Annotated in this window: 22 protein-coding genes and 1 tRNA gene; 21 read left to right on the top strand and 2 right to left on the bottom strand. The window is 72.5% G+C overall.

Annotated features, from left to right (window positions below):
• Positions 1-31 precede the first annotated feature (31 nt).
• The 11 genes from rsmA to J1M38_RS03475 all read left to right on the top strand — a co-directional run bounded on the left by rsmA (position 32) and on the right by J1M38_RS03475 (position 11,592).
• The gene (rsmA, locus tag J1M38_RS03525) at positions 32-955 is read left to right on the top strand and encodes a 16S rRNA (adenine(1518)-N(6)/adenine(1519)-N(6))-dimethyltransferase RsmA (RefSeq protein WP_065573323.1); all 924 of its coding nucleotides are present in this window, start codon (positions 32-34) and stop codon (positions 953-955) included.
• On the top strand, positions 952-1,920 hold the full coding sequence (locus tag J1M38_RS03520; RefSeq protein WP_158184665.1) for a 4-(cytidine 5'-diphospho)-2-C-methyl-D-erythritol kinase: 969 nt from the start codon (positions 952-954) through the stop codon (positions 1,918-1,920). Before rsmA ends, J1M38_RS03520 begins: the two co-directional genes overlap by 4 nt.
• Positions 1,921-1,985: 65 nt before the next feature.
• Positions 1,986-3,827 carry an ABC-F family ATP-binding cassette domain-containing protein gene (locus tag J1M38_RS03515; protein ID WP_206481439.1) on the top strand — a complete coding sequence of 614 codons (1,842 nt, stop codon included), beginning with the start codon at positions 1,986-1,988 and terminating at the stop codon, positions 3,825-3,827.
• Between the two features lie 140 nt (positions 3,828-3,967).
• Positions 3,968-5,461: a sugar transferase gene (locus J1M38_RS03510; protein ID WP_342356199.1), complete on the top strand. Its 1,494-nt coding sequence runs from the start codon at positions 3,968-3,970 to the stop codon at positions 5,459-5,461.
• 64 nt (positions 5,462-5,525) lie between these two features.
• Positions 5,526-5,597, top strand: a tRNA-Gln gene (locus J1M38_RS03505).
• A gap of 37 nt (positions 5,598-5,634) precedes the next feature.
• Positions 5,635-7,128 (top strand): bifunctional UDP-N-acetylglucosamine diphosphorylase/glucosamine-1-phosphate N-acetyltransferase GlmU, encoded by a 1,494-nt coding sequence (gene glmU, locus J1M38_RS03500; RefSeq protein ID WP_206481440.1) that lies wholly within the window; start codon positions 5,635-5,637, stop codon positions 7,126-7,128.
• 85 nt (positions 7,129-7,213) lie between these two features.
• On the top strand, positions 7,214-7,783 hold the full coding sequence (locus J1M38_RS03495) for a type IV toxin-antitoxin system AbiEi family antitoxin domain-containing protein (protein WP_020627445.1): 570 nt from the start codon (positions 7,214-7,216) through the stop codon (positions 7,781-7,783).
• Positions 7,770-8,798 carry a nucleotidyl transferase AbiEii/AbiGii toxin family protein gene (locus J1M38_RS03490; protein ID WP_225348330.1) on the top strand — a complete coding sequence of 343 codons (1,029 nt, stop codon included), beginning with the start codon at positions 7,770-7,772 and terminating at the stop codon, positions 8,796-8,798. The genes J1M38_RS03495 and J1M38_RS03490 overlap by 14 nt, the downstream gene beginning before the upstream one ends.
• Positions 8,799-8,914: 116 nt before the next feature.
• On the top strand, positions 8,915-9,895 hold the full coding sequence (locus tag J1M38_RS03485) for a ribose-phosphate diphosphokinase (protein ID WP_020627447.1): 981 nt from the start codon (positions 8,915-8,917) through the stop codon (positions 9,893-9,895).
• Positions 9,896-9,897: 2 nt separating this feature from the next.
• Positions 9,898-10,644, top strand: a complete 747-nt coding sequence (gene lepB, locus J1M38_RS03480) for a signal peptidase I (RefSeq protein ID WP_206481441.1) — start codon at positions 9,898-9,900, stop codon at positions 10,642-10,644.
• Between the two features lie 72 nt (positions 10,645-10,716).
• Entirely contained in the window at positions 10,717-11,592 is an 876-nt protein-coding gene (locus J1M38_RS03475) for a glycosyltransferase family 25 protein (RefSeq protein ID WP_206481442.1), read from the top strand.
• 21 nt (positions 11,593-11,613) lie between these two features.
• Here J1M38_RS03475 and J1M38_RS03470 read toward each other — a convergent pair whose 3' ends face one another.
• The gene (locus tag J1M38_RS03470; RefSeq protein ID WP_206481443.1) at positions 11,614-12,708 is read right to left on the bottom strand and encodes a PqqD family peptide modification chaperone; all 1,095 of its coding nucleotides are present in this window, start codon (positions 12,706-12,708) and stop codon (positions 11,614-11,616) included.
• A 200-nt stretch (positions 12,709-12,908) separates the two neighbouring features.
• Between J1M38_RS03470 and J1M38_RS03465 the strand changes: the two genes are divergently transcribed.
• The 10 genes from J1M38_RS03465 to J1M38_RS03420 all read left to right on the top strand — a co-directional run bounded on the left by J1M38_RS03465 (position 12,909) and on the right by J1M38_RS03420 (position 24,499).
• Complete coding sequence (locus tag J1M38_RS03465) at positions 12,909-13,832, top strand: glycosyltransferase family 2 protein (protein WP_206481444.1); 924 nt, start codon at positions 12,909-12,911, stop codon at positions 13,830-13,832.
• Positions 13,829-14,890: a glycosyltransferase gene (locus J1M38_RS03460; RefSeq protein ID WP_206481445.1), complete on the top strand. Its 1,062-nt coding sequence runs from the start codon at positions 13,829-13,831 to the stop codon at positions 14,888-14,890. The genes J1M38_RS03465 and J1M38_RS03460 overlap by 4 nt, the downstream gene beginning before the upstream one ends.
• Positions 14,887-16,008 carry an RNA-binding protein gene (locus J1M38_RS03455; RefSeq protein WP_206481446.1) on the top strand — a complete coding sequence of 374 codons (1,122 nt, stop codon included), beginning with the start codon at positions 14,887-14,889 and terminating at the stop codon, positions 16,006-16,008. Before J1M38_RS03460 ends, J1M38_RS03455 begins: the two co-directional genes overlap by 4 nt.
• Positions 16,005-16,796, top strand: a complete 792-nt coding sequence (locus J1M38_RS03450) for an acylneuraminate cytidylyltransferase family protein (RefSeq protein ID WP_206481447.1) — start codon at positions 16,005-16,007, stop codon at positions 16,794-16,796. Before J1M38_RS03455 ends, J1M38_RS03450 begins: the two co-directional genes overlap by 4 nt.
• Entirely contained in the window at positions 16,793-19,036 is a 2,244-nt protein-coding gene (locus tag J1M38_RS03445; protein ID WP_206481448.1) for an N-acetylneuraminate synthase family protein, read from the top strand. The genes J1M38_RS03450 and J1M38_RS03445 overlap by 4 nt, the downstream gene beginning before the upstream one ends.
• Complete coding sequence (locus J1M38_RS03440; RefSeq protein WP_206481449.1) at positions 19,033-20,160, top strand: glycosyltransferase family 4 protein; 1,128 nt, start codon at positions 19,033-19,035, stop codon at positions 20,158-20,160. Before J1M38_RS03445 ends, J1M38_RS03440 begins: the two co-directional genes overlap by 4 nt.
• Entirely contained in the window at positions 20,157-21,194 is a 1,038-nt protein-coding gene (locus J1M38_RS03435) for a glycosyltransferase family 4 protein (RefSeq protein WP_206481450.1), read from the top strand. The genes J1M38_RS03440 and J1M38_RS03435 overlap by 4 nt, the downstream gene beginning before the upstream one ends.
• A 16-nt stretch (positions 21,195-21,210) precedes the next feature.
• Positions 21,211-22,173 carry a glycosyltransferase family 2 protein gene (locus tag J1M38_RS03430; protein WP_135019306.1) on the top strand — a complete coding sequence of 321 codons (963 nt, stop codon included), beginning with the start codon at positions 21,211-21,213 and terminating at the stop codon, positions 22,171-22,173.
• Positions 22,174-22,183: 10 nt separating this feature from the next.
• Positions 22,184-23,317 carry a glycosyltransferase gene (locus tag J1M38_RS03425; protein ID WP_206481451.1) on the top strand — a complete coding sequence of 378 codons (1,134 nt, stop codon included), beginning with the start codon at positions 22,184-22,186 and terminating at the stop codon, positions 23,315-23,317.
• Between the two features lie 291 nt (positions 23,318-23,608).
• A complete protein-coding gene (locus tag J1M38_RS03420; RefSeq protein ID WP_159832909.1) occupies positions 23,609-24,499 on the top strand; it encodes a glycosyltransferase family 4 protein in 891 nt (296 codons plus the stop codon).
• Here the strand turns inward: J1M38_RS03420 and J1M38_RS03415 are convergent.
• Positions 24,471-24,989, bottom strand: coding sequence for a hypothetical protein (locus J1M38_RS03415; RefSeq protein ID WP_129866910.1), 519 nt, complete (start codon positions 24,987-24,989; stop codon positions 24,471-24,473). The two genes, J1M38_RS03420 and J1M38_RS03415, sit on opposite strands and share 29 nt — an antisense overlap.
• Between the last annotated feature and the right edge of the window lie 122 nt (positions 24,990-25,111).

Below are 25,111 nucleotides of genomic sequence, written 5' to 3'. Positions count from 1 at the left end.
CCCCGTCCGGCGCCCCGATAGACTCGCGGGCATGGTCCAGCCCTCCCCGCACCCCGTCCCCGCCCCGCTGCTGAGCGCCGCGGACGTGCGGCGCATCGCCGCCGAGCTGGACCTGCGTCCCACCAAGCAGTGGGGCCAGAACTTCGTGATCGACCCGAACACGATCCGGCGCATCGTGCAGGCCGCGGACGTGGCCGCGGACGAGCACGTGCTCGAGATCGGCCCCGGTCTGGGCTCGCTCACCCTCGGCCTGCTGGACGCGGCCGCCGCCGTCACCGCCGTCGAGATCGACCCGGTCACCGCCGCCCGCCTGCCGCGCACCGCCGCCGAGTTCCGCCCCGGGGCCGAGGACGCCCTCGCCGTGCTGCACGCGGACGCCATGACGCTGAGCGAGCAGGCCCTGGCCGAGGTCCGGCCCGCTGCCGCCGCCGGCGGTCCCACCGCGCTCGTGGCGAACCTGCCCTACAACGTGGCCGTGCCCGTGCTGCTGCACGCGCTCGCGGTCCTGCCGGGGCTGCGGCACGGCTTGGTGATGGTGCAGGAGGAGGTCGCGGACCGTCTCGCGGCCGGGCCCGGCTCCAAGGTCTACGGCGTGCCGTCCGCCAAGGCGGCGTGGTACGCAGACGTGCGCAAGGCGGGCACCATCGGCACCCAGGTGTTCTGGCCGGCTCCGCGCATCCATTCCGGGCTGGTCGCCTTCACCCGGCGCGAGCCGCCGGCGGGCGGCGCGTCCCGCCGGGAGGTCTTCGCCGTGGTGGACGCCGCCTTCGCCCAGCGCCGCAAGACCCTGCGCGCCGCGCTCGCCTCCTGGGCGGGGTCGCCGCAGGCGGCGGAGGACGCCCTGGTGGCCGCCGGCGTGGACCCGCGCGCCCGCGGCGAGGCCCTGGACATCGCGGCCTTCGCGCGGATCGCCGAGCACGGCCCGCGGCGTGCGGCGGAGGAGGTGAGCGCATGACGACGGAGGACCTCGGCCTCGACCCCACGGCCCGGCACGTCACGGTCAGCGCCCCCGGCAAGGTGAACCTGTCCCTGCGGGTGGGACCCCCCGGCGCGGACGGCTACCACCCCGTGGCCACCGTGTACCTGGCCGTCAGCCTGCGGGAGACCGTCACGGCGATCGCGCGCACGGACGGGAGGATCACCGTCGGCCCGTCGGGCCGCCACATCAGTCTGGTGGACACCGAGGACGTGCCCTGGGACGAGCGCAACCTCGCGCACCGCGCCGCCGCGCACCTGCGGCGCACCCTCGGGCTCGATCCTGACACCCACGGCGTCCACCTCGAGGTCGCCAAGCAGGTCCCGGTCGCGGGCGGCATGGGCGGCGGCTCCGCCGACGCGGCCGCCGCGCTGCTCGCGTGCAGCGCCCTGTGGGAGACCGGGCACACCCGCGCCGAGCTCGCCGAGCTGGCCGCCCCGCTGGGTGCGGACGTGCCCTTCAGCGTGCTGGGCGGCGCCGCCGTCGGGCTCGGGACCGGGGCGGAGCTGACCCCCGTCGCGGCCCGCACCCCGGTGCATCTCGTCCTCGTCCCGGCGGACGCCGGGCTGTCCACCCCCGTGGTGTTCCAGACCCTGGACGAGCTGCGCCGGGAGGGCCACCTGCCCGACGGGCCGACGCGTCCGGAGGTGAACGAGGCCGTCCTGCGGGCCCTCACCGCGGCCGATCCGCTCGAACTCGCCACCGCCATGGACAACGACCTGCAGACCCCGGCCGTCGTCCTGTTCCCCGAGCTCTCGGACGTCCTCGACCTCGGTATGGACGAAGGCGCGTTGCGCGGCATGGTCTCCGGCTCCGGCCCCACCCTGCTCTTCGTGGCGCAGGACGAGGCCTCCGCGCTGCGGCTGGCCTCGGCCATCGAGGAACGCACGGGCGTGCGCGCCCTCCCCGTCCACGGCCCCGTGCCCGGCGCCCACGTGCTCTGACACCCGGCGGGCACCCCCGCCGCACCCGACCACCCCTCCTCCGTCCGGAAAGGACCACCTCCTCCATGGCCCACCTGCTCGGCGTCGAGAACATCGGCATCGCCTTCGGCACCCGCACCGTCCTCGAGGGCCTCTCCCTCGGCGTGGATGAGGGGGACCGGATCGGACTCGTGGGCCGCAACGGCGACGGCAAGTCCACGCTCCTGCGCATCCTCGCCGGCCTCCAGGAACCCGACACGGGCCGCGTCACCCGCCGCGGCGGCGTCCGCGTGGGCGTGCTGGACCAGCAGGACCGGCTCGACCCGGAGCACACCGTGCGTCAGGCCGTGGTCGGGGACGTGGACGACCACGTGTGGGCCTCGGACCCCAAGGTCCGGGATGTCCTGGGCGGTCTGCTCGACGGCTTCGACCTGGAGCAGTCCGTGCGGGGCCTCTCCGGCGGCCAGCGCCGTCGCGTGGCCCTGGCCCGTCTGCTCGCCGGGGACGACGACGTCCTCTTCCTCGACGAGCCCACCAACCACCTGGACGTGGAGGGCGTCGCGTGGCTCGCACGCCACCTGAAGCAGCGCTGGCGCCCCACCGACGGCGGCCTCGTGGTGGTCACCCACGACCGGTGGTTCCTCGACGAGGTCTGCACGCGCACGTGGGAGGTGCACGACGCCACGGTGGACCCGTTCGACGGCGGCTACGCCGCGTGGGTGCTCGCGCGCGCGGAGCGCTCCCGGCAAGCGGCGGTGACGGAGCAGAAGCGTCAGCAGCTCGTGAAGAAGGAGCTCGCCTGGCTGCGCCGTGGCGCCCCGGCGCGCACGTCCAAGCCCAAGTTCCGCATCGAGGCGGCCAACGCCATCATCGAGGACGTCCCCGCCCCGCGCGACTCGGTCTCCCTGGCGAAGATGGCCACGGCCCGGCTCGGCAAGGACGTCCTCGACCTCGAGCACGTGAGCCTGACGCTGGGGGAGAAGCCGATCCTCGACGACGTCACCCTGCGCCTGGCGCCCGGCGAGCGGCTCGGCGTGGTCGGCGTCAACGGTGCGGGCAAGTCGACCCTGCTGCGCCTGCTCGACGGCCGCATCGCTCCGGACTCGGGGCGGCTGAAGCGCGGCAAGACGGTGGTCTCGGCCACCCTCACCCAGGACGTGAAGGAGCTCGACGACGTCGCCCACCTGCGCGTCGCCGAAGTCATGGCCCGCGAAGGCTCGTCCTTCCAGGTCGGTGACCGCGAGATGTCCTCCGGCCAGCTGCTCGAGATGCTCGGCTTCGGCACCTCCCGGCAGTGGACTCAGGTCTCCGAGCTCTCGGGTGGCGAGCGCCGGCGCCTGCAGCTGCTGCGCCTGCTCGTGGGCGAGCCCAACGTCCTCATGCTCGACGAGCCGACCAACGACCTGGACACGGACACCCTGGCCGCCGTCGAGGACGTGCTGGACGGATGGCCGGGGACCCTGGTGGTGGTCTCCCATGACCGTTACCTGCTCGAGCGCGTCACCGACCACCAGGTCGCCCTGCTCGGGGACGGCAAGGTCCGCGGCCTGCCCGGCGGGGTGGACCAGTACCTCGAGCTGCGCGCCGCGATGGACGACGCCGGCGGCCCGGCCCGGGGAGCCGGCGCGGCCCGAGGCCGCAACGACGTCGTCGGGACGTGCGCGGGCATGGGCGGGCCGGAGGAGGACACCGGGCCCACCGAGGCGGAGCGTCGGCTGGCCCGCAAGGAGATGGCCCGGCTCGAGAAGCAGATGACCCGGCTGCGGGACCGCAGGTCCGGCCTCGAGGCGCGGATGGCCGAGCTGGGGCAGGCGCAGGACTTCGACGCCCTCACCGCGGCCTCCGCCGACCTGAAGGACCTCGACGCACAGCTGGACGTCCTGGAGGAGGAGTGGCTGCAGGCCGCTGAACTCGCCGAAGGGGACTGACCGGCGGGCGCGCACAGGAGCGTGTGGCAGGTGGCACAGCGCAAGGCTGTTTCCGGCCTACAATCGAGGGCCGGGGCACAGCACCATGCCCGACCCCCACGACGTGGACCATCCCCCGCGTCAGGACGGAGGAGCAGAGCGTGATCGGGAGTCCCGGTGATGAGTCGACCGCGCTCCGCATGGGCTCGACCGCCCGCGGCCGTGTCCTGGGCCGGCCCTGGGAGCGGGGCCTTCCGCTGCTCGTCCTCATCGTGGACGTGGTCGCGGTCCTGCTCGCCACCTTCGTGTCGGCCCAGCTCCGCTTCGGCGGACCGCGGCGCACGACCCTCCCCGGCGCCGAAGTCATCGATTACAGCGTCATCAGCCTCGCGCTGAGCGCGGCCTGGGTGCTCGCGCTGACCATCCAGGGCTCGCGGGACATCCGGATCCTGGGGGTGGGCAGCGAGGAGTACAAGCGGGTCCTGCAGGGCACCCTCTACCTCTTCGGCACCGTCGCGATCCTCGCCTATGCGGCAGGTCTCGAAGTGGCGCGCGGCTACGTGGGTCTGGCTCTGCCGCTGGGCGTGCTCCTGCTCCTGCTGGGCCGGTTCCTCGTGCGCGGGTGGGTGGCGCGGCAGCGCCACCACGGCAGGTTCCGGCGGCGGCTCCTGCTCGTCGGCGGCCCGAAGGCGGTCCGGCACATCTTCCAGACCCTCGACTCCGAGGCCGGCGCCGGCTATGCCCCCGTGGCGGCGGCTCTCCCCGGATACAAGGCCCGGCAGGAGGACTACCTCCCGATACCGGTCTCCACGGACCTGGACACCGTGGAGGACGTGGTCGCCCTCGTGGAGGTGCGCGACGTCGAAGCCGTGGTGATCACCTCGGGCCACTCGTTCGTCCCCGGGGACGTCCGCCGACTGGGCTGGGAGCTGCAGGAGGGCGGCGTCTCCCTGATCATGGCACCCGCCCTCGTGGACGTCGCCGGACCCCGCCTCCACACGCAGCCCCTCGCGGGTCTGCCGCTCATCCACCTCTCCACCCCGCGCCTCTCCGAGGGCAAGGCGTTCGCCAAGCGGGCGTTCGACGTCGTCGCGTCGGGTCTGGGCCTGATCGCCATCTCGCCGCTGCTGATCGCCGTCGCGATCGCGGTCAAGGCCACGGACGGCGGGCCGGTGCTGTTCCGGCAGGAGCGCATCGGTCTCGGCGGCAGGCCGTTCACCATGCTCAAGTTCCGTTCCATGGTGGTGGATGCCGAGGAGATCCGGCAGCGGCTCGTCTCGGACGGCGGGGATGCGGACGTGCTGTTCAAGATGAAGGACGACCCGCGCATCACCCGGGTCGGCAAGCTCATCCGCCGCACCAGCATCGACGAGCTGCCCCAGCTCGTGAACGTGCTGCGGGGGGACATGTCCCTCGTGGGCCCGCGGCCCCACCTGCCGCACGAGGTCGAGGCCTACGAGCAGTACGTGCACCGCCGCTTCCTGGTGCAGCCCGGCATCACGGGGCTGTGGCAGGTCTCCGGCCGGTCCGACCTCCCGTGGGAGGAGGCGGTCCGCCTGGACCTCTACTACGTGGAGAACTGGTCCATCCTGGGCGACCTCGTGATCCTGGGGCGGACCGTCAAGGCCGTGATCGCCGCCGACGGCGCCTATTGACCCCGGATCCGCGCGACCTGTGTGGAAGAATGGGCCGTCGTCGCCGCCCCCTGGGGTCCGGCGCTCCGCCCTGGTGTAATGGCAGCACGCCGGCCTTTGGAGCCGTGCAGTCTAGGTTCGAATCCTAGGGGCGGAACCCCCGTCCGCTGACCCCCACCGGTGCAGGAGCCCCCATGTCCCAGCCGTCCGCCCGTCCCTCCGCCGTGATCGTCCTGGCCGCGGGCCAGGGCACCCGCATGAAGTCGACGACGCCGAAGATCATGCATGCGATCGGGGGGCGCTCCCTCGTGGGCCACGCGCTCGCGGCGGCCTGGTCGCTCGCGCCGGAGCACCTCGTGGCCGTGGTCCGGCACGAGCGGGCCCGCGTGGCCGAGCACATCGAGACGGTGGCGGCTCAGCTGGGCATCGACGCGCTGGCGATCGCCGACCAGGACGACGTGCCGGGCACCGGCCGCGCCGTCGAGCTGGGCCTGGCCGCCCTGCCCGCGGACCTCGAGGGCACCGTCGTGGTGACCTACGGTGACGTCCCGCTGCTGACCCCGGAGACCCTCGTCCGCCTCGTCGCGGACCACGAGGCGGACGGCAACGCCGTCACCGTGCTCACCGCCACCCTCGAGGACGCCACGGGCTACGGCCGCATCGTCCGCGACGCCGAGGGCCTCGTGGAGCGGATCATGGAGCACAAGGACGCCCTCGCCCACGCCGAGTCCACGGGGGATGACTCCTTCGTGGCGATCCGCGAGGTCAACTCCGGCATCTACGCCTTCGACGCCGCCCTGCTGCGCCGCACCCTGCCGGAGATCTCCACGGACAACGTGCAGGGTGAGAAGTACCTCACGGACGTGCTCGGCATGGCCCGCGCCGAGGGCGGCCGCGTCGCCTCGGTGGGCACGGACGACGTGTGGGAGGTCGAGGGCGCCAACGACCGTCGGCAGCTCTCCGACCTGGGCCGCCAGCTCAACGACCGCGTGCTGCGCGGCTGGATGAAGGAGGGTGTCACGGTCGTCGACCCGTCCTCCACGTGGGTGGACGTCACCGTCTCCCTGGCCTCGGACATCACGCTCAAGCCCGGCACCCAGCTGCACGGGGCGACGTCGGTGGCCACGGGCGCCGTCGTCGGCCCGGACTCCACCCTCACGGACACGCAGGTGGGGGAGGGTGCCGTGGTGAAGCGCACCGACGCCACGGAGGCCGTGATCGGCGCGGGCGCGACCGTCGGCCCGTTCACCTACCTGCGCCCGGGCACGGTGCTGGGGGAGGACGGCAAGATCGGCGCGTTCTACGAGACCAAGAACGTGACCGTGGGCCGCGGTGCCAAGCTCTCCCACCTGGGCTACGCCGGGGACGCCGAGATCGGCGAGTACACCAACATCGGCTGCGGCAACATCACCGCCAACTACGACGGCGTCGCCAAGCACCGCACCGTGATCGGCGCGCACGTGCGCACCGGCTCGAACACGGTGTTCACGGCCCCGGTCTCGGTGGGCGACGGCGCCTACACCGGCGCGGGCGCCGTGGTCCGCGAGGACGTGCCCGCCGGGGCCCTGGCGCTGAACGCCGTGAGCCAGCGCACCCTCGAGGGCTGGGTGCCGGCCAAGCGCCCGGGCACCTCCTCGGCCGAGGCCGCGCGGGCCGCCGGCGCGGAGGGCTCCGGCGCTCAGGGCTGACCCCGCGCGCCCGACAAGAGGTCGGCGTGTCACAACCGTACCGATTCCGGTACGGTTGTGACACCAGAGATGAGGTGGTGATCCCGTGACGTATCGTGACGATCTGTGGGACGTGGCTGCGGGGAACCACGGGGTCATCACCACTACGGAAGCGGAGGAGGCGGGCGTGCCCGCCGTCGAGGTCCGCAAGCTCGCCCAGCGCGGCGTTCTGCGGAGGCTGGCCCACGGGGTGTACCTCCATCGCCAGGTTCCCCGCGACCGGTTCACGGACGCGGCGGAGGCCGTGGCCACGGGCGGTGAAGATGCATTCCTGGACTGGGACGCAGTGCTGTCACTGTACGACCTCGCCCTGGTCGATCCCTCCGTCGTACGGGTGGGCGTGACGAGGCGGTACCGCGGCTCGCCGCGCGCGCATGTACGAGTGACACGACGCCGTCCCCCGCCGGGCGACGAGGACCTCACCTTTCACGGCGGCGTGCGAGGCCTCACGATCAACCAAGCCCTTCGTGAGGCACTCGACCGCATCCCTCTCGAGCGCGTCGCCGCTGCGATCGAGGAGGCCCGCGCGCGCGGGCTGCTCACGGTGGGCGAGGCGAGGAGCTTGAAGAAGGACCTGGAGGCGCGGCAGAACGGTGGACATCGTGGCGGTCGATGACGTGGTCGTGGGCCTGGGCGATCTGGGAGCTCGAGGTGCGCCCAGGAGCGAAGGCCAACTCAACCGTCGACTGGAGGCGATCGCTGACGCGATGGGCGTTCCGGTGGACCGGGCGCGCCGGTTGCTGGGAGCAGTGATCGTGGCGCAGATGTTGCCGGAAGGCGTCGTAGTCAAGGGTGGAAATGGCGTTCGACTCCGACATGGAGCCACCGGGACGCGGGCGACCCGGGATCTCGATCTACTGGCTCGCGATCCCCAGCAGGCGCTGAAGGACTTGACCGGGTTCGTCGACCGGGGATGGGGGGCCGCGCCCGGGAGCAAGAGAGAACTCAAGGCCGACCCGGCTGCGACCCGGGTGGCCTTCTTCGGCACGGTGCATGAGGACGATCCTGCGGAGCCTCTCGGAGTGCCCGATCCCTACGTCCTGTCACGAGCGAAGGTGACCCTGCATTTTCTCTCCGCGAGGACAAGTTGGGTGTCGGTCCCGATCGAGATCGGGCGCGACGAATTCGAGGGCAGCACGCTGGCGCAGCCAGTCGAGGTCGTGGCACCCCAGGTCGCGGAGGCGGTCACCGCGTTGGGATGTGGAACACCGCGGTCTGTGGCCGTGATGGCTGTCGAGCAGCAGCTCGCACAGAAGATCCATGCCGTCACGGATCCACATCAGACGCGAGGCCACGATCTCGTGGACATCCAGTTGCTCTGGCATGGGGCGGAGGCCGAGGGTGGTGTCGACATCCCGTTGCTCGCAGATCTCGTCAGCCGTACTTTCATGTTTCGGTCACCCGGCCGGACTGCGGCAGGACACACACCGCATGAGTGGCCGCCTCCGGTCGCTCACGTCCGGACTCTCGAGCAGGGGTACCTGGATGCGCTGGAGGAGACACGAGTGGGTGCGGAGGGACAGGCCAGGCTCCTGCAGCCGCGCGTGTCCGACGCGGCGGATTGGCTGGAGTCGTTGATCACAAGGATCGCGCGGGCCGCCGGCGCCGAGGGCTCCGGCGCTCAGGGCTGACCCCGCGCGCCCTAGGATGGGTGCGAGGACCGGGCCCCTCAGGCGGCCCGCTGGACGTCGGCCGCGCGCCGCCGCCGGGCATGGAACGTGCAACCACGAAGGATGATGAGGACGTCATGACGGAGCTGAGCCGCAGCGAGGACAAGCGACTGGTGCTGGCCACGGGCCGCGCCCACCCCGAGCTCGCGCAGGAGATCGCCGAGGAGCTGGGCACCGAGCTGCTCCCCATGAGCGCCTACGACTTCGCCAACGGCGAGATCTACGTGCGCTCGGGCGAGTCGGTGCGCGGCAAGGACGTGTTCATCATCCAGTCGCACCCGGCGCCGCTGAACAACCACCTCATGGAGCAGCTGATCATGGTGGACTCCATGAAGCGCGCCTCCGCCCGCCGCATCACGGTGGTCTCGCCGTTCTACCCGTACGCCCGCCAGGACAAGAAGGGCCGCGGCCGCGAGCCGATCTCGGCCCGTCTCGTGGCGGACCTGTACAAGACCGCCGGCGCCTCCCGCGTGATGAGCGTGGACCTGCACACCGCCCAGATCCAGGGCTTCTTCGACGGCCCGGTGGACCACCTGTTCGCCATCCCGCTGCTGGCGGACCACATCCGCTCCAGCGTGGAGGGCGAGGAGGTCACGGTCGTCTCCCCGGACACCGGTCGCGTGCGCGTGGCGGAGCAGTGGGCGGACCGCCTGGGCGGCGTGCCGCTGGGCTTCGTGCACAAGAGCCGGGACCTCACCGTTCCGAACAAGGCCGAGTCCAAGACCGTGGTCGGGGACGTCGAGGGCCGCGTCTGCGTGCTGATCGACGACATGATCGACACCGGCGGCACCATCGCCGGCGCCGTGCAGATCCTCAAGGACGCCGGCGCCAAGGACGTCATCATCGCCGCCACGCACGCGGTGTTCTCGGACCCGGCCGCCCAGCGTCTCGGCGAGTGCGGCGCCCGTGAGGTCGTGGTGACCAACACCCTGCCCATCCCGGAGGAGAAGCGCTTCGAGACCCTCACCGTGCTCTCGATCGCCCCGCTGATCGCCCGCGCGATCCGCGAGGTCTTCGAGGACGGCTCGGTCACCAGCCTCTTCGACGGCGTCGCCTGACCATGGCCGAGCGCGTCGAGCCGGCCCACGGGGAAGACGGCGGCGCGGTGGCCGCGCCGCAGCCTCACCGTCCGCGCCTGCCGTTCTGGGCCTCCCTGCTGCTGAACGTGGTGGTGGCCCTCGCGGTCGTCGCCGTGGTGCAGGCCCTGTGGGTGAAGGTGTACTCGGTGCCGTCCGGCTCGATGGAGAACACCCTCGAGGTGGGGGACCGCATGCTGGTCAACCGCACCGCCTACCCGGACGGGATGGCCGACTCCCAGGACGTGGTGGTCTTCACGGCCAACGAGGACTGGGCCACTCCGGCGTCGTCGGAGGGGGCCGTGGAGAACGCCGTCCGCACGTTCGGCGACCTCACCGGCATCGGCCGCTCGCACGAGCAGGCGTTGGTCAAGCGCGTGGTCGGCACCGCGGGGCAGACCGTGGAGTGCTGCACCGCCGAGGGCGCCGTGACGGTGGACGGGGAGCCCGTGGACGAGCCGTACATCCACAACGATCTGCCGTTCATCCGGGACGAGCTGGACTGCGAGTCCGAGGTGATGTCCGCGCGCTGCTTCGGCCCGGTCACCGTGCCGGAGGACTCGATGCTCGTGCTCGGCGACCACCGCTCGAACTCGGCCGACTCCGTGATCGCGTGCCGCGGCATCCCCGCCGACCAGGCCGGGGACTGCGCGCGCTTCGTCACCCGCGAGGACATCGTGGGCGAGGTCTTCGTGACGGTGTGGCCGCCCACGCACTGGGGCGGGCACTGAGATACGTCGTGGTGGCGGCGTCGGGTCGGCGCATACGCAACGGCCAGGAGAAGGGAAAGGGGTGAGCGATCAGTGGCAGTCAAGCCGCGCTCTCCGAGGTCCCGCATCATCCGTCGTGTCGTCATCGCCTTGCCGGACAGCACGCGCCTGTCCGGGTTCCGAGCCCAGCCGGGGGGCGAGGACTTTGAGGTGTTCGACGCCATCGACAATCGTTCGGGTTCGGTGACAGAGCGCTTCGATGTGGAGCGGTTCCGGGACTTTTTCCAGCGTGATCCCCGTCCCGGTGAGATCGGCTGCACCCTGAGCCACATGGGGGTCATGCGAAGTTTTGCCGAGGAGGTCGGAGCTGAGCGTGACCTGCTGCTCGTCGCGGAAGACGACGCGCGGTTCGTCGATGGCTTCGAATCGATTCTTGCCCCGCTGGCACGACATGTGCCCCCTACGTCGCTCGTCGTTCTAGCCGACCCTCACGGCCCCGCCGGACGGCGCGACCGATCCGTAGGGAGTAAGTCTGAGCATTTCGTCCAATTGTCACTCTTCGCGCGCCGATTTGCGCACCCTTCTCGTCGCGGCGTTGTAACCATGGGCCGCTGGAGTGCTGGGTTGACCGGCACGGGCTTGTATCTGGTGACCAGGGCAGCCGCACGTGGCATCGTGCGGTCACTTGACGAGGAGTTCGGTGGGCGGCCTTGGTGGGTGGCCGACTACCACGGGTTCTATCGGGACGAACTGGGCATCGATGTCCTTGCCGTGCGCCCGAATCTCGCTGGCTGGGAGGGGGAGTCGTCCATCCAGGACGACGGCCACGTGGGATGGCGCGCGACGAATGGCGACAAGGCCTCGCGCGTCGGCGGGGGAGAATTCCTGAAGGAGTGGCGCCACCGGGCGCTCCGTAAGGCACAGTCGACGAAATTTGATCTCCTCTGGCGCCTGCGGAAGACCCCATAGGGAGCGAACGCCCGTGCCGGCTCAGCCGGTCGTGGCCAGCTGCGCGGTGACCAGGGCGTCCATCGCCTCCCGCACCCGGGCCTCGGCGTCCTCGGGCACGGGTCCTTCGGTGCGGAGGCAGGCCACCACGTCGGCGGCCGTCCGCGGCTCGTCCAGCAGGAGCCAGACGGACGGGCCCAGACCTTCGAGCACGACCAGGCGGTCCGAGGCGAGCAGGACCAGGCGGCCGTGGTCGGTCAGGATGCCGTCGTCGACGGCGCAGCGGGACACCGCGCCCGGGACCGCCGCACCGACCGAGGCCCGCAGCTCCTCATCGGTGAGCGCCTCCCAGGCGGGGGTGACGGGCGTGGGCGGGGCCGCCAGGAGGCCGTCGACGACATCCCGCAGGTCCTCCGCTTCGGCGTAGACCAGGCGTTGGGCGCCGCCGACCGCGTCGAGGACACGGCAGAGCGTCACGAGGCCGCGGGGGAGCAAGGAGAGGGAGGACGTCTGGGGGACGAGCGCCCCCAGCGCAGCCACGAGCTCCATGGGCTCCGCCCGCGGCGACACCGAGCCCTCCGGATCCCGCACGCGATCCAGCACGGTGATCCGGGCCAGTCGGGCGTCAGGAAGGGTCGGGCCGAGACCGAGGTCGTCCGGGCCGCGCTGGGTCTTCGGCCGCACTCCGCGTGCCTCCAGCACGGACAGCGGCTTGGGGTACGGGGTGACGGCCAGGCCGTCCGGGGCGATGATCGCCGTCTCGTCGGTGAGATAGGCGAAATGGGGTCCCAGCCGGCGCGTGGCCGTCGTCTTGCCCGTCCCGGACGCCGCCACCAGGACGATCGCCGCCCCGGTGTCCGGTGCGGCGAGGCACGCCGCGTGGAACATCAGGTGGGTGCCGCGCGCGGATTCGATCGCCCGTGAGGTCGTCAGGAACACCAGGTCCTCGTGCCACTGGAGCCACGGACGCGCGGCGCCGGCGCCCCGGTGCGCATCCGCGTCGGCGGGCGGCTCCACGACCTCCACACCGCACCGGGTCCAGGACGCGATGACCTCCGCCCGCTCGTCTCCTGTGAGGCCGCTCACCGTCACGGCATCGAGACCGGTGCCGATGCGCAACGCGGTGGTCTCGCTCATGGCTTCGTCCTCCCCCTGGGCGCCGGGCATGGCTCACCCTTTCCATCCCGTGGCTGTCCGGTCAGTGTACTGAGAGCCGTGCGGGCGGCCATGGCGCCGCCCCACCGGCTGGCACGGGTCTTCGCCAGAGCCTCCCTATACTCGACACAGGTTCTCGGGCGCTGGGTGCGCCCTCCATCCGAGCTGAGGGAGGAGCCCGCATGGCAGCCCAGTCGCCCACGGCGGCGGTGACCGTGGTGATCCCGCACTACGGCGATCCGGCCCCCACCCTCGCCCTCGTCGACCGCCTGCTGACCGATCCCGGAGACGCGCTGGCCGCCGTCGTGGTCTCGGACGACGCCTCGCCCACCCCGTACCCCGAGGCGCACGATCCGCGTCTGACCGTGGTGCGCCGCGAGCGCAACGGCGGCTTCGGGGCGAACGTGAACACCGGCCTGGCCGCGGTCACCACCGAGCTGGCCCTGGTCCTCAACTCGGACGCCGAGATCACGGGGGCGCAGATCGACGCTCTGGTGGCGGCGGCCGCTCCGTATCAGCCGGCCGTGGTCAGCCCGCAGGTCGTCAACGAGGACGGCACGCCGCAGTGGTCCGGGCGGCACTTCCCGACGGTCCTGCACCAGACCGTCGAGTGGCTGACTCCGCTGGCCCGCTTCCGTCACCTGGACGTGCTCCACGAGGCCGTGGGGCACGACGTCGCGGCGGCCCGGTCCGCCTCGCCCGTGGCGGTCGACTGGGTGATGGGCGCCGTGCTGCTCCTGCCGATGGCGCAGGTCCGCGCCGTCGGCGGGTTCGACGAGGAGTACTTCATGAATTCCGAGGAGGTCGACCTGCAGCGCCGCCTGCGCGAGCGCGGCGTGCCGTCGATCGTGGTCCCGGCCGTCCGTGTGCCGCACGGGCTGCACGGCTCCTCGGACCCGCTGCGCCGGCGCGGCTGGCTGGTGGACTCCCGGTACCGCTACGCCCGGAAGTTCGGTCACCCCCGGGTCCTCAAGGCCGCGCTCACCGCGGCGACGGGGGCGAACTTCGCCGTGAACGTGCTCCGGCAGGCCCGGGGTGTGGACGTGGACGCCCGCGCCGTGCTCCGGGACGAGCACGAGCTGGTCTGGAAGGGGCGGCGCCGATGAGCGCCACCGGCTACACCGTGCCCGCGCCGCCCGACGCGCGGCGCGGCCGCTCCCCGGAACGGCTGTTCCTCGTCTCGCCGGCGTTCCACGGCTATCACCGCTCCATCGCGGCGGCGTGGGCGGCCCAGGGCTTCGACGTCACGGTGCACTGCTACGACGCCTACGCCACGCTCGGCATGAAGCTGCGGAACAAGGGGCTGCTCGAGCTGCCGCAGAAGGCGGGCGTGGACCGCACGGCCGCGCGGGTCGCCTGGGACACGGGGCGGGCCGTGGCCGCGCTGCGCGAGGCCCGGCCGGACCGCGTGCTCGTCATCAAGGGGGACTCGCTGGGCGAGGACTTCTGGTCCGCGATCCTCGATGCGGGCCTGCCCCGCATGCTCTGGCTGTACGACGACCTCGCGCGGCACGACTACTCGATGGAGTTCCTGCGCTCCGTCGGGCCGGTGCTCAGCTACGCCCGCTCCGAGGCCGAGCTGCTGGCCGGCGAGGGCGTGGACGCCCACTACATGCCCAACGGTTTCGACCCGGCGATGGCGGTGCCGGAGGTGCCGCGGCGCGACGAACTGGTCTTCGTGGGCTCGCGCTACCCGAACCGCGTGGAGCTGCTCTCGCGCCTGGCCGCGGCCGGGGTGCCGGTGCGCGCCTACGGGCGTCAGTGGAGCCACCACCCGGTGGACCGCCTGCGCACGTGGGAGCTGACCCGGCCGGACCTGCCGGCCGAACGGGACATCCCCCTCGAGGAGGCGTACGCCGTGCAGGCGGCCGCCGCGGGCGCCATCAACATCCACGGCCTGCAGGCCGGCCACGCGATGCGGACCTTCGAGGTGCCCGGCATGGGCGGTCTCCAGCTGGTCGATCGGGCCGACGTGGCCGAGTTCTACGTCCCGGACGAGGAGGTGCTCGTCTTCGAGGACGCGGACCACCTCATCGAGCTGGGCCGCCGGGTCGTCGCGGATCCCGCCTGGGGAGCGCGCATTCGGGAGGCCGGCCGCCGCCGGTCGCACGCGGAGCACACGTTCGCGCACCGGGCGGCCATGGCCCAGGGGTGGTGGGCATGACCGACGCGCCCCTCTTCTGGCGCTCCGAGGACCTGCCGCGCTGGCACGCGTGGCAGCGCGCCCAGTGGCCGCTGACCCGGCGGGCCGCGGACACCGCGCGCTCGACCGTGCGCGGCGTGGCCGGCGCCCTGACACGCCGCCGGTTCACCGGCGACGACGTCCCGCGCCTGCTCCTGCCGGCGGGGGACGTGCACACCCTCGTCGCCCTGGAGTCCTTCGGCCCCACGCAGCTGGCCGCGCTGGCCTCGCCCGTGGCCGCCCTGGCCACGGTGCGGCCGGAGGCAGCCGCCGGGGTCGGCTGGGTGCTGCCCGCCGGTGACGCACCCGCCCTGCCCGGGGCCGCGGGCCACCGGGAGCACGCCGCCACCGCCGACGTCGTGAGGGATCGCCTGTCCGGGCTCCGCCGCGTCCTGGTGGCGGGGGAGTACCTGCCCTCGGGCCGCGCCGCCGTGCGCTGGGCCCGGCAGCGGGGGGCGCGGGTCGGCGTCGTCCAGCACGGCCTGCTGGCCGTCTCCACGCCGCCCGTCCCGCAGGACGCCACCCTGTATGCCTTCACGAGCGCGGACGCGGACTGGTGGACCCAGGGCCGCGCCGATGTGGAGGCCGTCCCGGTGGGCTCGGCGTTGCTCGAGCAGGCCCGCCGGACCGCGCCCGCGCTCTCGGGCGCCGGAGACGACGGCCCCGGGGTGTTCCTCGGCCAGCTGCACGGCGCCGAGCTGCCCCGCCGGGACTTCGCCGCAGCCGCCGAACAGTACGTGCGGGCCACCGGCGCCGCCTACCGCCCCCACCCGGCCGAGCGGGACCGTCTCTCCCGCGGCCAGCACGCGGCCTGGCGCAGGGCCGGCGTGCGGATCGACGACGCCGGGGCGCCCCTCGTCGCCACCCGCGGGCCCGTGGCCGCCGTCTTCTCCACCGGGATCCTCGAGGCCGCGCAGGCCGGCAGGCCCGCGTGGGCCGTCCACCCGGAGCCGCCCGCCTGGCTCGAGGGGTTCTGGCAGCGCTACGGCATGACCCGGTGGCGGCCCGGCCGCACCCCGGAGCCCACCCCGGCCCTGGCCTCGCCGACCGCGGACCCCGCGGCCGCGATCGCCGAACACGTCTGGAAGGAGACCGCGTGAGCATCCTGTGCGTCATCCCCGTGCGCGGCGGGTCCCGGGGGCTGCCCGGCAAGAACATCCGCCTCCTGGGCGGCCATCCGCTCGTGGCCTGGACCATCCAGGCCGCCCTCGAGGCGGAGGAGGACCTGCACGTGGTGGTCTCCACGGACTCGGCCGAGATCGCCGAGGTCGCCCTCCGCTACGGCGCGGACGTCCCGGGCCTGCGCCCGGCCCACCTGGCCCAGGACTCGACCCCCACCGAGCCCGTGATCGAGCACGTGCTCGCGGCCGAGCGCGCGGCCGGCGTCGAACCCGAGGGCGTGATGCTGCTCCAGGCCACCAGCCCGCTCCGCCTGCCCGGCACCCTGGACCGCGCCGTGCGGCAGTTCCGGGACACGGGGGTGGACTCGCTGGTCGGCGTCGTCCCGGTGTCCCCGTTCCTGTGGCGCCACGCCGAGGATCCCGACGGGGAGCCGATCCCGGACTTCGACGTCACGGCGCGCAAGCGCCGGCAGGACATGACGCGCGCCGACCTGCGGTTCCGCGAGAACGGGTCCCTCTACGTGACGCGCCCCTGGGTCTACGACCGGCTGCACAACCGGCTCGGCGGCCGGATCGGCCTGCTGGAGCTCGACGACCTCGAGGGCGTGGACATCGACACCGAGCTGGACTTCGCCCTCGCCGAGCAGCAGATGGACCAGTACCTGGCGGTCCACAAGGTGCTCCGGCACCGCCCCGAGCTCGGTGCCCCGCGCACCGCCGAGACCCCCACCACCGGACCGAACCGCACCCCCGGAGGCGCGCAGTGATCATCGAACGCAGGCTCACCCCCTACCTCGTCTTCCCCGAGGACTCGCTCCTGGTCGCCCTGCAGAAGATGACCGACAACCGCGAGCGCACCGTGTTCGTGGTGGACTCCCACGGCTTCCTCGTCGGCTCCCTGACGGACGGGGACGTGCGCCGCTGGCTCGTGGCACATCCGGAGGCGTCGCTGGACGTGGCCGCGGCCGACGTCGCCCATCGCGACCCGGCGACGGCGCCCCTGGGCGCCTCCCCGGCCGAGATGCGCGAGGCCCTGCCCGCCGGGGCGCTGCACCTGCCGCTGCTGGACGAGCGCGGCCGCCTGACGGCCCTGGCGATCAACCGGGAGGCGGAGCTGCGGATCGGCGGGCACCGGATCGGGGAGGGCCACCCGGCGTTCCTGATCGCCGAGATCGGCAACAACCACCAGGGCGACGTGGACCTGGCCCGCCGTCTCGTGGACCTGGCCGTCGAGGCGGGCGCGGACGCCGTGAAGTTCCAGCTGCGGGACATGGACGCCCTGTACCGGCAGTCCGGTGCGGCCACCGCCGGCGAGGACCTGGGGGCCCAGCGCACCCTGGACGAGCTGGCCAAGTTCTCGCTCTCCGCCGAGGACATGGTGCGGGTGTTCGACCACGTCCGGGACGCCGGCGTCGCCCTGATGTGCACCCCGTGGGACGCCCCGTCCATGCGGGTGCTGCGCGAGTACCCGGTGGACGGCGTGAAGATCGCCTCGGCGGACCTGACGAACCACGGTCTGCTGCGGGACGCGGCCGCCTCCGGCCTGCCGATGGTGCTCTCCACAGGCATGTCCCGGGAGGAGGAGATCCGCGAGTCGGTGGCCCTCGTGCGCTCCTTCGGCGTCCCCTTCGCGATGCTGCACGCCCAGTCCACGTACCCCGCCCCCTACAAGGACGTGAACCTGGCCTACCTGGACCGGCTCGCGGAGATCGCGCAGACGCCGGTGGGCTATTCGGGCCACGAGCGCGGCTTCCACGTGGCCCTGGCCGCGGTGGCCCGGGGCGCCGCGATCATCGAGAAGCACTTCACCGTGGACCGCGGGCTCGAGGGCAACGACCACAAGGTCTCCCTGCTGCCGGAGGAGTTCGCGCAGATGGTGCGGCAGACCCGGGCCATCGAGGAGTCGATCGGCGTCGGGACCGAGCGCGTGGTCTCCACCGGCGAGGCGATGAACCGCATCAACCTGGCCAAGTCCCTGGTGGCGGCCCGCCCGCTGCAGGCCGGCGCCACGATCACCGCCGACGACGTGACCGTGAAGTCCCCCGGCCGCGGCCTGCAGCCCAACGAGCTGCCGCGTCTGGTCGGCCGCACGCTGCACCGCGAGATGGCCGAGGGCGACTTCTTCTTCGCCGGCGACCTCACCGACACGGTGCCCACCGGGCGCCAGTTCCAGTTCCGGCGCCCCTGGGGCCTGCCGGTGCGCTACCACGACGTCGAGGCGCTGACGAAGGACTGCACCCCGGACTTCCTCGAGTTCCACTTCTCCTACAAGGACCTCGAGATCGACATCGACTCGGTGTTCACCGAGCCCATGCCGATGGGCTTCACCACCCACCTGCCGGACATCTTCTCCGGCGACTTCCTCGTGGACCTGGCCAGCGACGACGACGCCGTGTGGGAGCGCTCGATCGCCGAGGTGCAGCGCACGATCGACATCACCCGGGACCTGAAGCGCTGGTTCCCGAACGAGGAGGAGCCCATCATGGTCATCACCATGGGCGGGTTCACCCTGGACCGGCACATCCGCCCGGAGGAGCGGCGGCCGAAGTACGAGCGCATCGCCGAGGCCGTGCAGCGCCTGGACACCTCCGGCATCCGGATCGCCGCGCAGACGCTGCCGCCGTTCCCGTGGCTGATGGGCGGTCAGCAGTACCACAACCTCTTCATGGACCCGGACGACACCGTGGCGTTCGTGGAGGCCACGGGGGTGCCCCTGTGCCTGGACATCTCCCACTCCAAGCTCTCGGCCACGTTCCTGGGGATCCCCTTCTCGGAGATGGTGGAGAAGCTGGCCCCGCACACCATCCACCTGCACCTCGTGGACGCCACCGGTGTGGACGGGGAGGGACCGCAGATCGGGGAGGGCGACGTCGACTGGCCCGTGCTGTGCGAGCAGCTGGACCGCCTGGCCCCCGGGGTGAGCTTCATCCCGGAGATCTGGCAGGGCCACATCAACAACGGCGAGGGCTTCTGGATCGCGCTCGATCGGTTGGAGCAGTGGCTGTGAGCGAGGCCGCGCGCACGGGCGTGGACCCGCTGACCCTCTGGGTGGTGCCGGTCGCGAATCTGGGCGGCGTGGCCCGGCACGTGCTGGACGTGGCGCGCGTGGGCCTGCCCGGGCTGCGCCTGGCGGTGCTGTGCCCCGAGGGCCCGCTCGCCGAGCGCCTCCGCGAGCAGGGTGCGGCGGTGTTCACCGGGGACGTCGGGCCCGACGCCGGCCTGGCCGCCTCGGTGCGGACGCTCCGGACGGCGGTGCGCCCCCTGCGTCCGGCCGCGATCCACACGCACCTGGCCTACGCCGACCTCGCGGCCTTCGCCGCGTTCGGCCCGGGACGGGCCCGGCGGCGGGCCGGTGCGCCGGCGCTGCTCAGCACCGAGCACGGGATCGCCCCGGACGACGGGCTGTACAACCGCGCCGCGGCGGCCCGGATGAAGAACGCCGCGCACCGCGCCCGGCTGCGCGGCACGGACCTCGTGATCGCGGTGGCGCAGTCCACCGCGGACGTGCTCCGGCGCAAGTGGGGTGCGGGGGCGCCCCTCACCGTGGTGCGCAACGGGGTGGATGTGTCCGCGGTGCGGGCCGCGGCCGCGGGGCAGCGGCGCGCACCGGGGGAGGGGCTGCGGATCCTCTCCCTGTCCCGGCTGGCCCCCGAGAAGAACCTGGACCGGCTGATCGCCGCACTGCCCGCCCTGCGTGAGCGCGACCCCGGGACGCGGGTGACGCTGGCCGGCGCTGGCCCCCTGGAGGGGCAGCTGCGTGCCCAGGCCGAGGCGCTCGGTGTCGCGGATGCGGTCGACCTGCCCGGCTTCGTGGAGCCGTGGGGGACCATGGCCGAGCACGACGTGCTGGTGCAGCTCTCGGCGTGGGAGAATCTCAGCTACACCCTGCTCGACGCCGCGGCCGCGGGCCTGCCCGCCGTCGCCAGGGACGTGGGCGGCAACGGGGAGATCCTGCCGCCCGAGCGCCTGGTCCACGAGACCGCGCCGGCGGCCATCGCCGACGCCGTCGTGCGTGCCGCCGCCGAAGGCCCGGGCGAGGTGCGCGTGGGTGACGTGGAGACCATGGCCCGGGCGGTCGCCGAGGCGACCCTCGAGGTGCTCGGGCGCCGGGTGGGGAAGTCCTCGGGATGACCGGTCGCATCTGGATCCTGGCGAACCAGGGTGAGGTGGGCGGCGGCGAGGTGATGCTGCACCACCTCGCCACGGCCCTGCGCGAGCTCGGGCGGGACGTGGGCGTCGTGGCCCCGGCGCACCCGGCCGAGACCGCCGATCGCCTGGCCGCGGACGGCTTCGACGTGGTCCGCGTGGGTGGGCCCGGACGCCTGGGGTACCTGCGCGCTCTCCGCGCCTGGGACCGTGGCCGAGGCAAGGACGACGTCGCGTGGTGCAACGGGCTGCTGCCGGCGACGGAGCTCGCCGGTCGGCCGCGCCGGATCGTGCACCTGCATCAGGTGCCCGAGAAGCCGCTTCTGCGCGTGTTCTCCGCCCTGGCGCGCCCCGGCGCGCTCGCGGTCCTCGTGCCGTCCCGGTTCGCCGCGGACCGGATCCGCGGGGCGCGCGTACTCCACAACTGGGTTCCGGCCCCCACGGCGCCGCAGACACGTCCGGCCCGCGGTGCCGATGATCCGGTGACCGTGGGATTCCTCGGCCGGCTGTCCGTGGACAAGGGCATCGTCACCCTGCTGGAGGCCGCCGCGCTGCTGCGGAGGACCGACCCGGGTGCTTTCGTGTTCCGCATCGCGGGGGAGAGCCGGTTCGTGGCGGAGGACGAGGCCGAGCGGCTCGCCACCGCCCTGAAGGCAGCCGGTGAGGACGTTCAGGTGCTCGGCTGGCAGGACACCGGCGAGTTCCTGACCTCCGTGGACGTGCTGGCCGTGCCGTCGCAGTGGGCCGAGGTCTTCGGCCTGGTGACGGCCGAGGCGATGGCCGCGGGCGTTCCGGTGGTGGCTTCCGACGCGGGGGCCGTTCCCGAGGTGGTCGGCAGCGCTCACCCCTTCGTTGTTCCGCAGCGGGACGCTGCCGCACTCGCGAATTGCCTGCGGGCCGTGCGCGCGGTCGATCTGGGTGCGGTGGCCCACTCCCAGCGGCACCGCTGGGAGTCACTGTTCTCACCCGCGGCCGGCCGCGCCGCCGTCGCCGAGCTCCTGAATGACCTGTCCCTATGATCCCCGCGGAGGACTCATGACCGAGACGCCCCTGACCCCCGAGGCCAGCGTGATCGTCCCCAGCCGGGGCGGAGCCCAGCGGTTGCCGCGCCTGATCGGCGCCCTCACCGCGCAGGAGGACGCCCCGCCGTTCGAGGTCCACGTGGTCGTGGACGGGGATGTGGACGGGTCGGAAGCGGTGCTCGCCCAGTTGGCCGCAGAACATCCGGGCCTGGACCTGAGTTGGACCGTCTTCCGGGAGAACCGCGGACGGGTCGCCGCGCTCAACGCAGGTGCCGACGCGACGTCCGGCCGCATCCTCATCCGCGCGGACGACGATCTCGAGCCCGGACCCCACTACATCCGGGACCACGTGGCCGCGCACGCGGGCGGGCCTGGCGGGGTGATCGGATTGACGGCCAATGTCCTCCCGGACTCCGCCTATCAGCGCGTCTACGGTGATGCCCAGGACGAAGCGCACCGTCGCCATGCCTATGCCCTTCCGGCAGAGCAGCAGTGGCGGCACTGGGCGGGCAACGTGTCCGTCCCCCGCGCCCTCCACATGGAGCTCGGCGGCTACGACCCCGACTACCGCCGCTATGGCTGGGAGGACGTGGACTTCGGCTACCGCCTCCACGTCGCCGGGTATCCGGTGGAGATCCGGCCGGAGTTGGAGACCCGTCACCACGCGGCAGCGGTCACCACCTACACCAAGGCGCGCCGGGCTCTGCATTCCGGGTCCGCCCGGCAGATCTTCATCGCCAAGCACGGGGCGGACGCACTCGGCGGGGACCGCGCCCCGGGCGGGCCGTGGGGCGCCGCCGTGCGGGCGGTGGCTGCTCTGAGCACGGAGCGCACGATCCAGTACAGCTCCGCCGTCGTCGAGCGTGCCGCTGTCGTGTTGCCAGCCCCGGTCGCACGAAAACTGATCGCCTTGCAGGTCGAAGCCGCCGCGGAGACTGGACGCACCCGGCCGGGGCGTGCCCGCCGACAGTTCTGAGGGGAGCACCATGACCGACACGACACGCGGCCGGATCGCCATCGCCCACGACTACCTCACCCAGAAGGGCGGGGCAGAGCGGGTGGTGCTCGCCCTGCACCGGATGTGGCCGGACGCGCCCATCTACACGACGTTCTACGACCCCGAGGGCACGTTCCCCGAGTTCGAGGACGCGCACATCGTCACCTCGCCCCTGAACCGGGTGGGGGTGCTGCGGAAGGACCCGCGGAGGGCACTGCCGCTGCTGCCCCTGGCCTCCTCGCTGATGCACGTGAAGGAGCCGATCGCCGTCGTCTCGACCTCGGGCTGGGCGCACGGATTCCGTTACGACGGCGCCACGCTCGTCTACTGCCACACGCCGGCGCGCTGGGTCTACCTGCTGGACGACTACCTGGGCGAGGACGGTCGGAACAGCATCAAGGGGCGGATCGCCCGCGTGCTGCGCCCGGGTCTGCGCAGGTGGGACCGCGCAGCCGTCCGGCGTCGAACGCGCTATGTGGCCAACTCCACGGTGGTGAAGAAGCGGATCGAAGACGTCTACGGGCTCGACGGCGTGGACCTCGTGTTCCCGCCGCACTCCGTGAGCACGGAGGGCCCGCAGGAGCCGATCCCCGGCGCCGAACGGCTGGCGGAGGACGGCTTCCTGCTGTCGGTCGCGCGGCTCATGCCGTACAAGCACGTGGACGTGGCGATCGAGGCAGCGGCCCGCGCGGGGCGGCCGCTCGTGGTGATCGGCAAGGGCCCCGAGGAGGCCCGACTGCGTGCGATGGCGGGGGAGGACGTGGTGTTCGGCCAGGACCTCACCGACGCGCAGCTGCGGTGGGCGTACGCACACGCGACGGCGCTGATCGCTGCGAGCCACGAGGACTTCGGCATCACGCCGCTCGAGGCGAGCGCGTGGGGCGTGCCCACCGTGGCGCTGCGCGCCGGCGGCTACCTGGACACCATCGTGGAAGACGTCAACGGGGTATTCGTGGATGAGCCGACGGTGGATCTGGTGGCAGGCGGAGTGGAGCGTTTGCTGGCCCATGACTGGGACCGGGCGGCGATGCAGGTGCACGCCGAGCAGTTTTCCGAAGTGGAGTTCAGCCAACGAATTCGCAATGCGCTCACGAATCTGCCGCGAATTGCGGGACAGCGATGAGCATCCCTCGGCGTCTGGTGTAATGGCCACATGCGAGCCAACGATCCCGGGGTGACACTCACCGTAGCCGTCACATACCCGGGGGACCCGACTGACCCCCAGTCTTGGTCTGGCACTCCGGCGGGTCTCATCCGGGGCCTCGAGGCGGCGGGAGTCCGGGTGGTGCCGGTGGACCTGACCCCGCCGTCCACTGCCGCTCGAGTCTGGACTCGGGTGACGGCACAACGGCTTCGCCCGACGGCCGACGAGTTGCTGACGCTTGGCCGTGAGAGTGCTGCCTACGCCCGCCTGGTGGAGCTGACTGCACTGTACCGCGTTCCCCGCCATGTGGACGCCGTCCTCCAGATCGGCACGGGCTACCGAGTTCACCACCGACGACTCGCCACTTTCGAGGATATGACGATCGCCCAGGCGGTCGAGCACGCGTGGGGCCCGTTTCCTGACCTGCCGCCAGCTCTCGTCGACGGACGACGGCGCCTACAGCAGAGCGTCTACGAGAAGGCGGGCATCTGTTTCGCGGCTACATCCTGGGTCGCTGACTCCATCAGTGACGACTACGGAATTCCTCGCGAGTGGATCACGGTGACGGGGCTGGGCGTCAATCGAGAGGGGCAGCCTTCCACGGACAAGGATTGGAGTTCGCCGCGGTTCCTCTTCGTCGGCCACGACTGGGAACGTAAACGCGGCGACGCCGTGGTCAAGGCCTTTGCGCAGGTGCGCGACCTGTACCCCGACGCCCTCCTCCACCTGGTCGGCGCGGGTGTCCCCAACATCGATGCTGACGGGGTCGTGGTGCACGGGCTCCTGCCCATCTCAGAGCCGGCGGCGCAACAGCGACTGGGACGCCTCTTCGCCGAAGCCACGTGTCTCGTCGTGCCCAGCCGACTCGAGCCCGCAGGCATCGTGTACGCGGAGGCCGGCCGCATGGGCATTCCCTCCATCGGGACCACTGTGGGCGGGGCCTCAGACATGATCGGCGACGGTGGGATCGTCGTGGATCCGTCAGACCCAGGGGGGGTCAGTGAAGCCATGCTGCGTCTGGCGGACCCGGCTGTGGCCAAGGAGGCGGGGCGCCGCGCATCACAGCACGCAGCGCGCCTGACCTGGGAAGCGGTCGGCGCGAGAGTCCGCGACCGCTTGGTCCGCGCCGTCGTCAGCGGCAGGGGTCCAGGCGCTCGATGACCACACGGTCCTGTCCGAAGAACAGGTACTTCGTGTAGGTGATCGTCCGAACGGGTTCCGTGGCTGCCACGGGGTCTCCCATGGACACGACGGCGCACTGACGCGAGTCGGAGAAGAGTGCAGCCCACCCGCCGACGACGTCTGATCGAGCCGGATCTTCTGCTACGCCCACGTTCGAGTGCAGCCCTACCCAGGCGAATCCGGCGTCCACGTCCTGCGGCGCCAGCCCCTCCGCCACGAGCTCCTCCGCCGCCTGCCACACGACGCCCGTGCTCGACCACGTATGAAGAGTCACCAGGGCAGTGGAGGCCACGACGATGAGGGCGGCCGTCGCGGCGGCGGCCCTCTGGGCCGCCCGGGTCCGTGTGGCCCGAAGCACCAGCACACTCAGGGGCACGATGAGCGGGTAGAGATACCGCTCGAACATCGCCTGGCCCGAGAACGTCTGCACTGTGATGCCCGCGAGGTAGATCAGCAAGAACGAGGCCATGAGCAGGACGACGGGTTGACCAGCCGGTCGCCATGGACGGCCTGGGCGACGACGTGCACGCGCCACGACATCGCCACACAGAGCCGCCACCGTGGTGCCGGCGAGGATCGCCAGCCCTGCGG

It is taken from the genome of Micrococcus sp. KRD070 (genome assembly GCF_017168435.1).
Lineage (GTDB): Bacteria > Actinomycetota > Actinomycetes > Actinomycetales > Micrococcaceae > Micrococcus > Micrococcus luteus.
The sequence above is the reverse complement of the archived record's forward strand: the minus strand, read 5'-3'. Positions and strand labels throughout refer to the sequence as shown.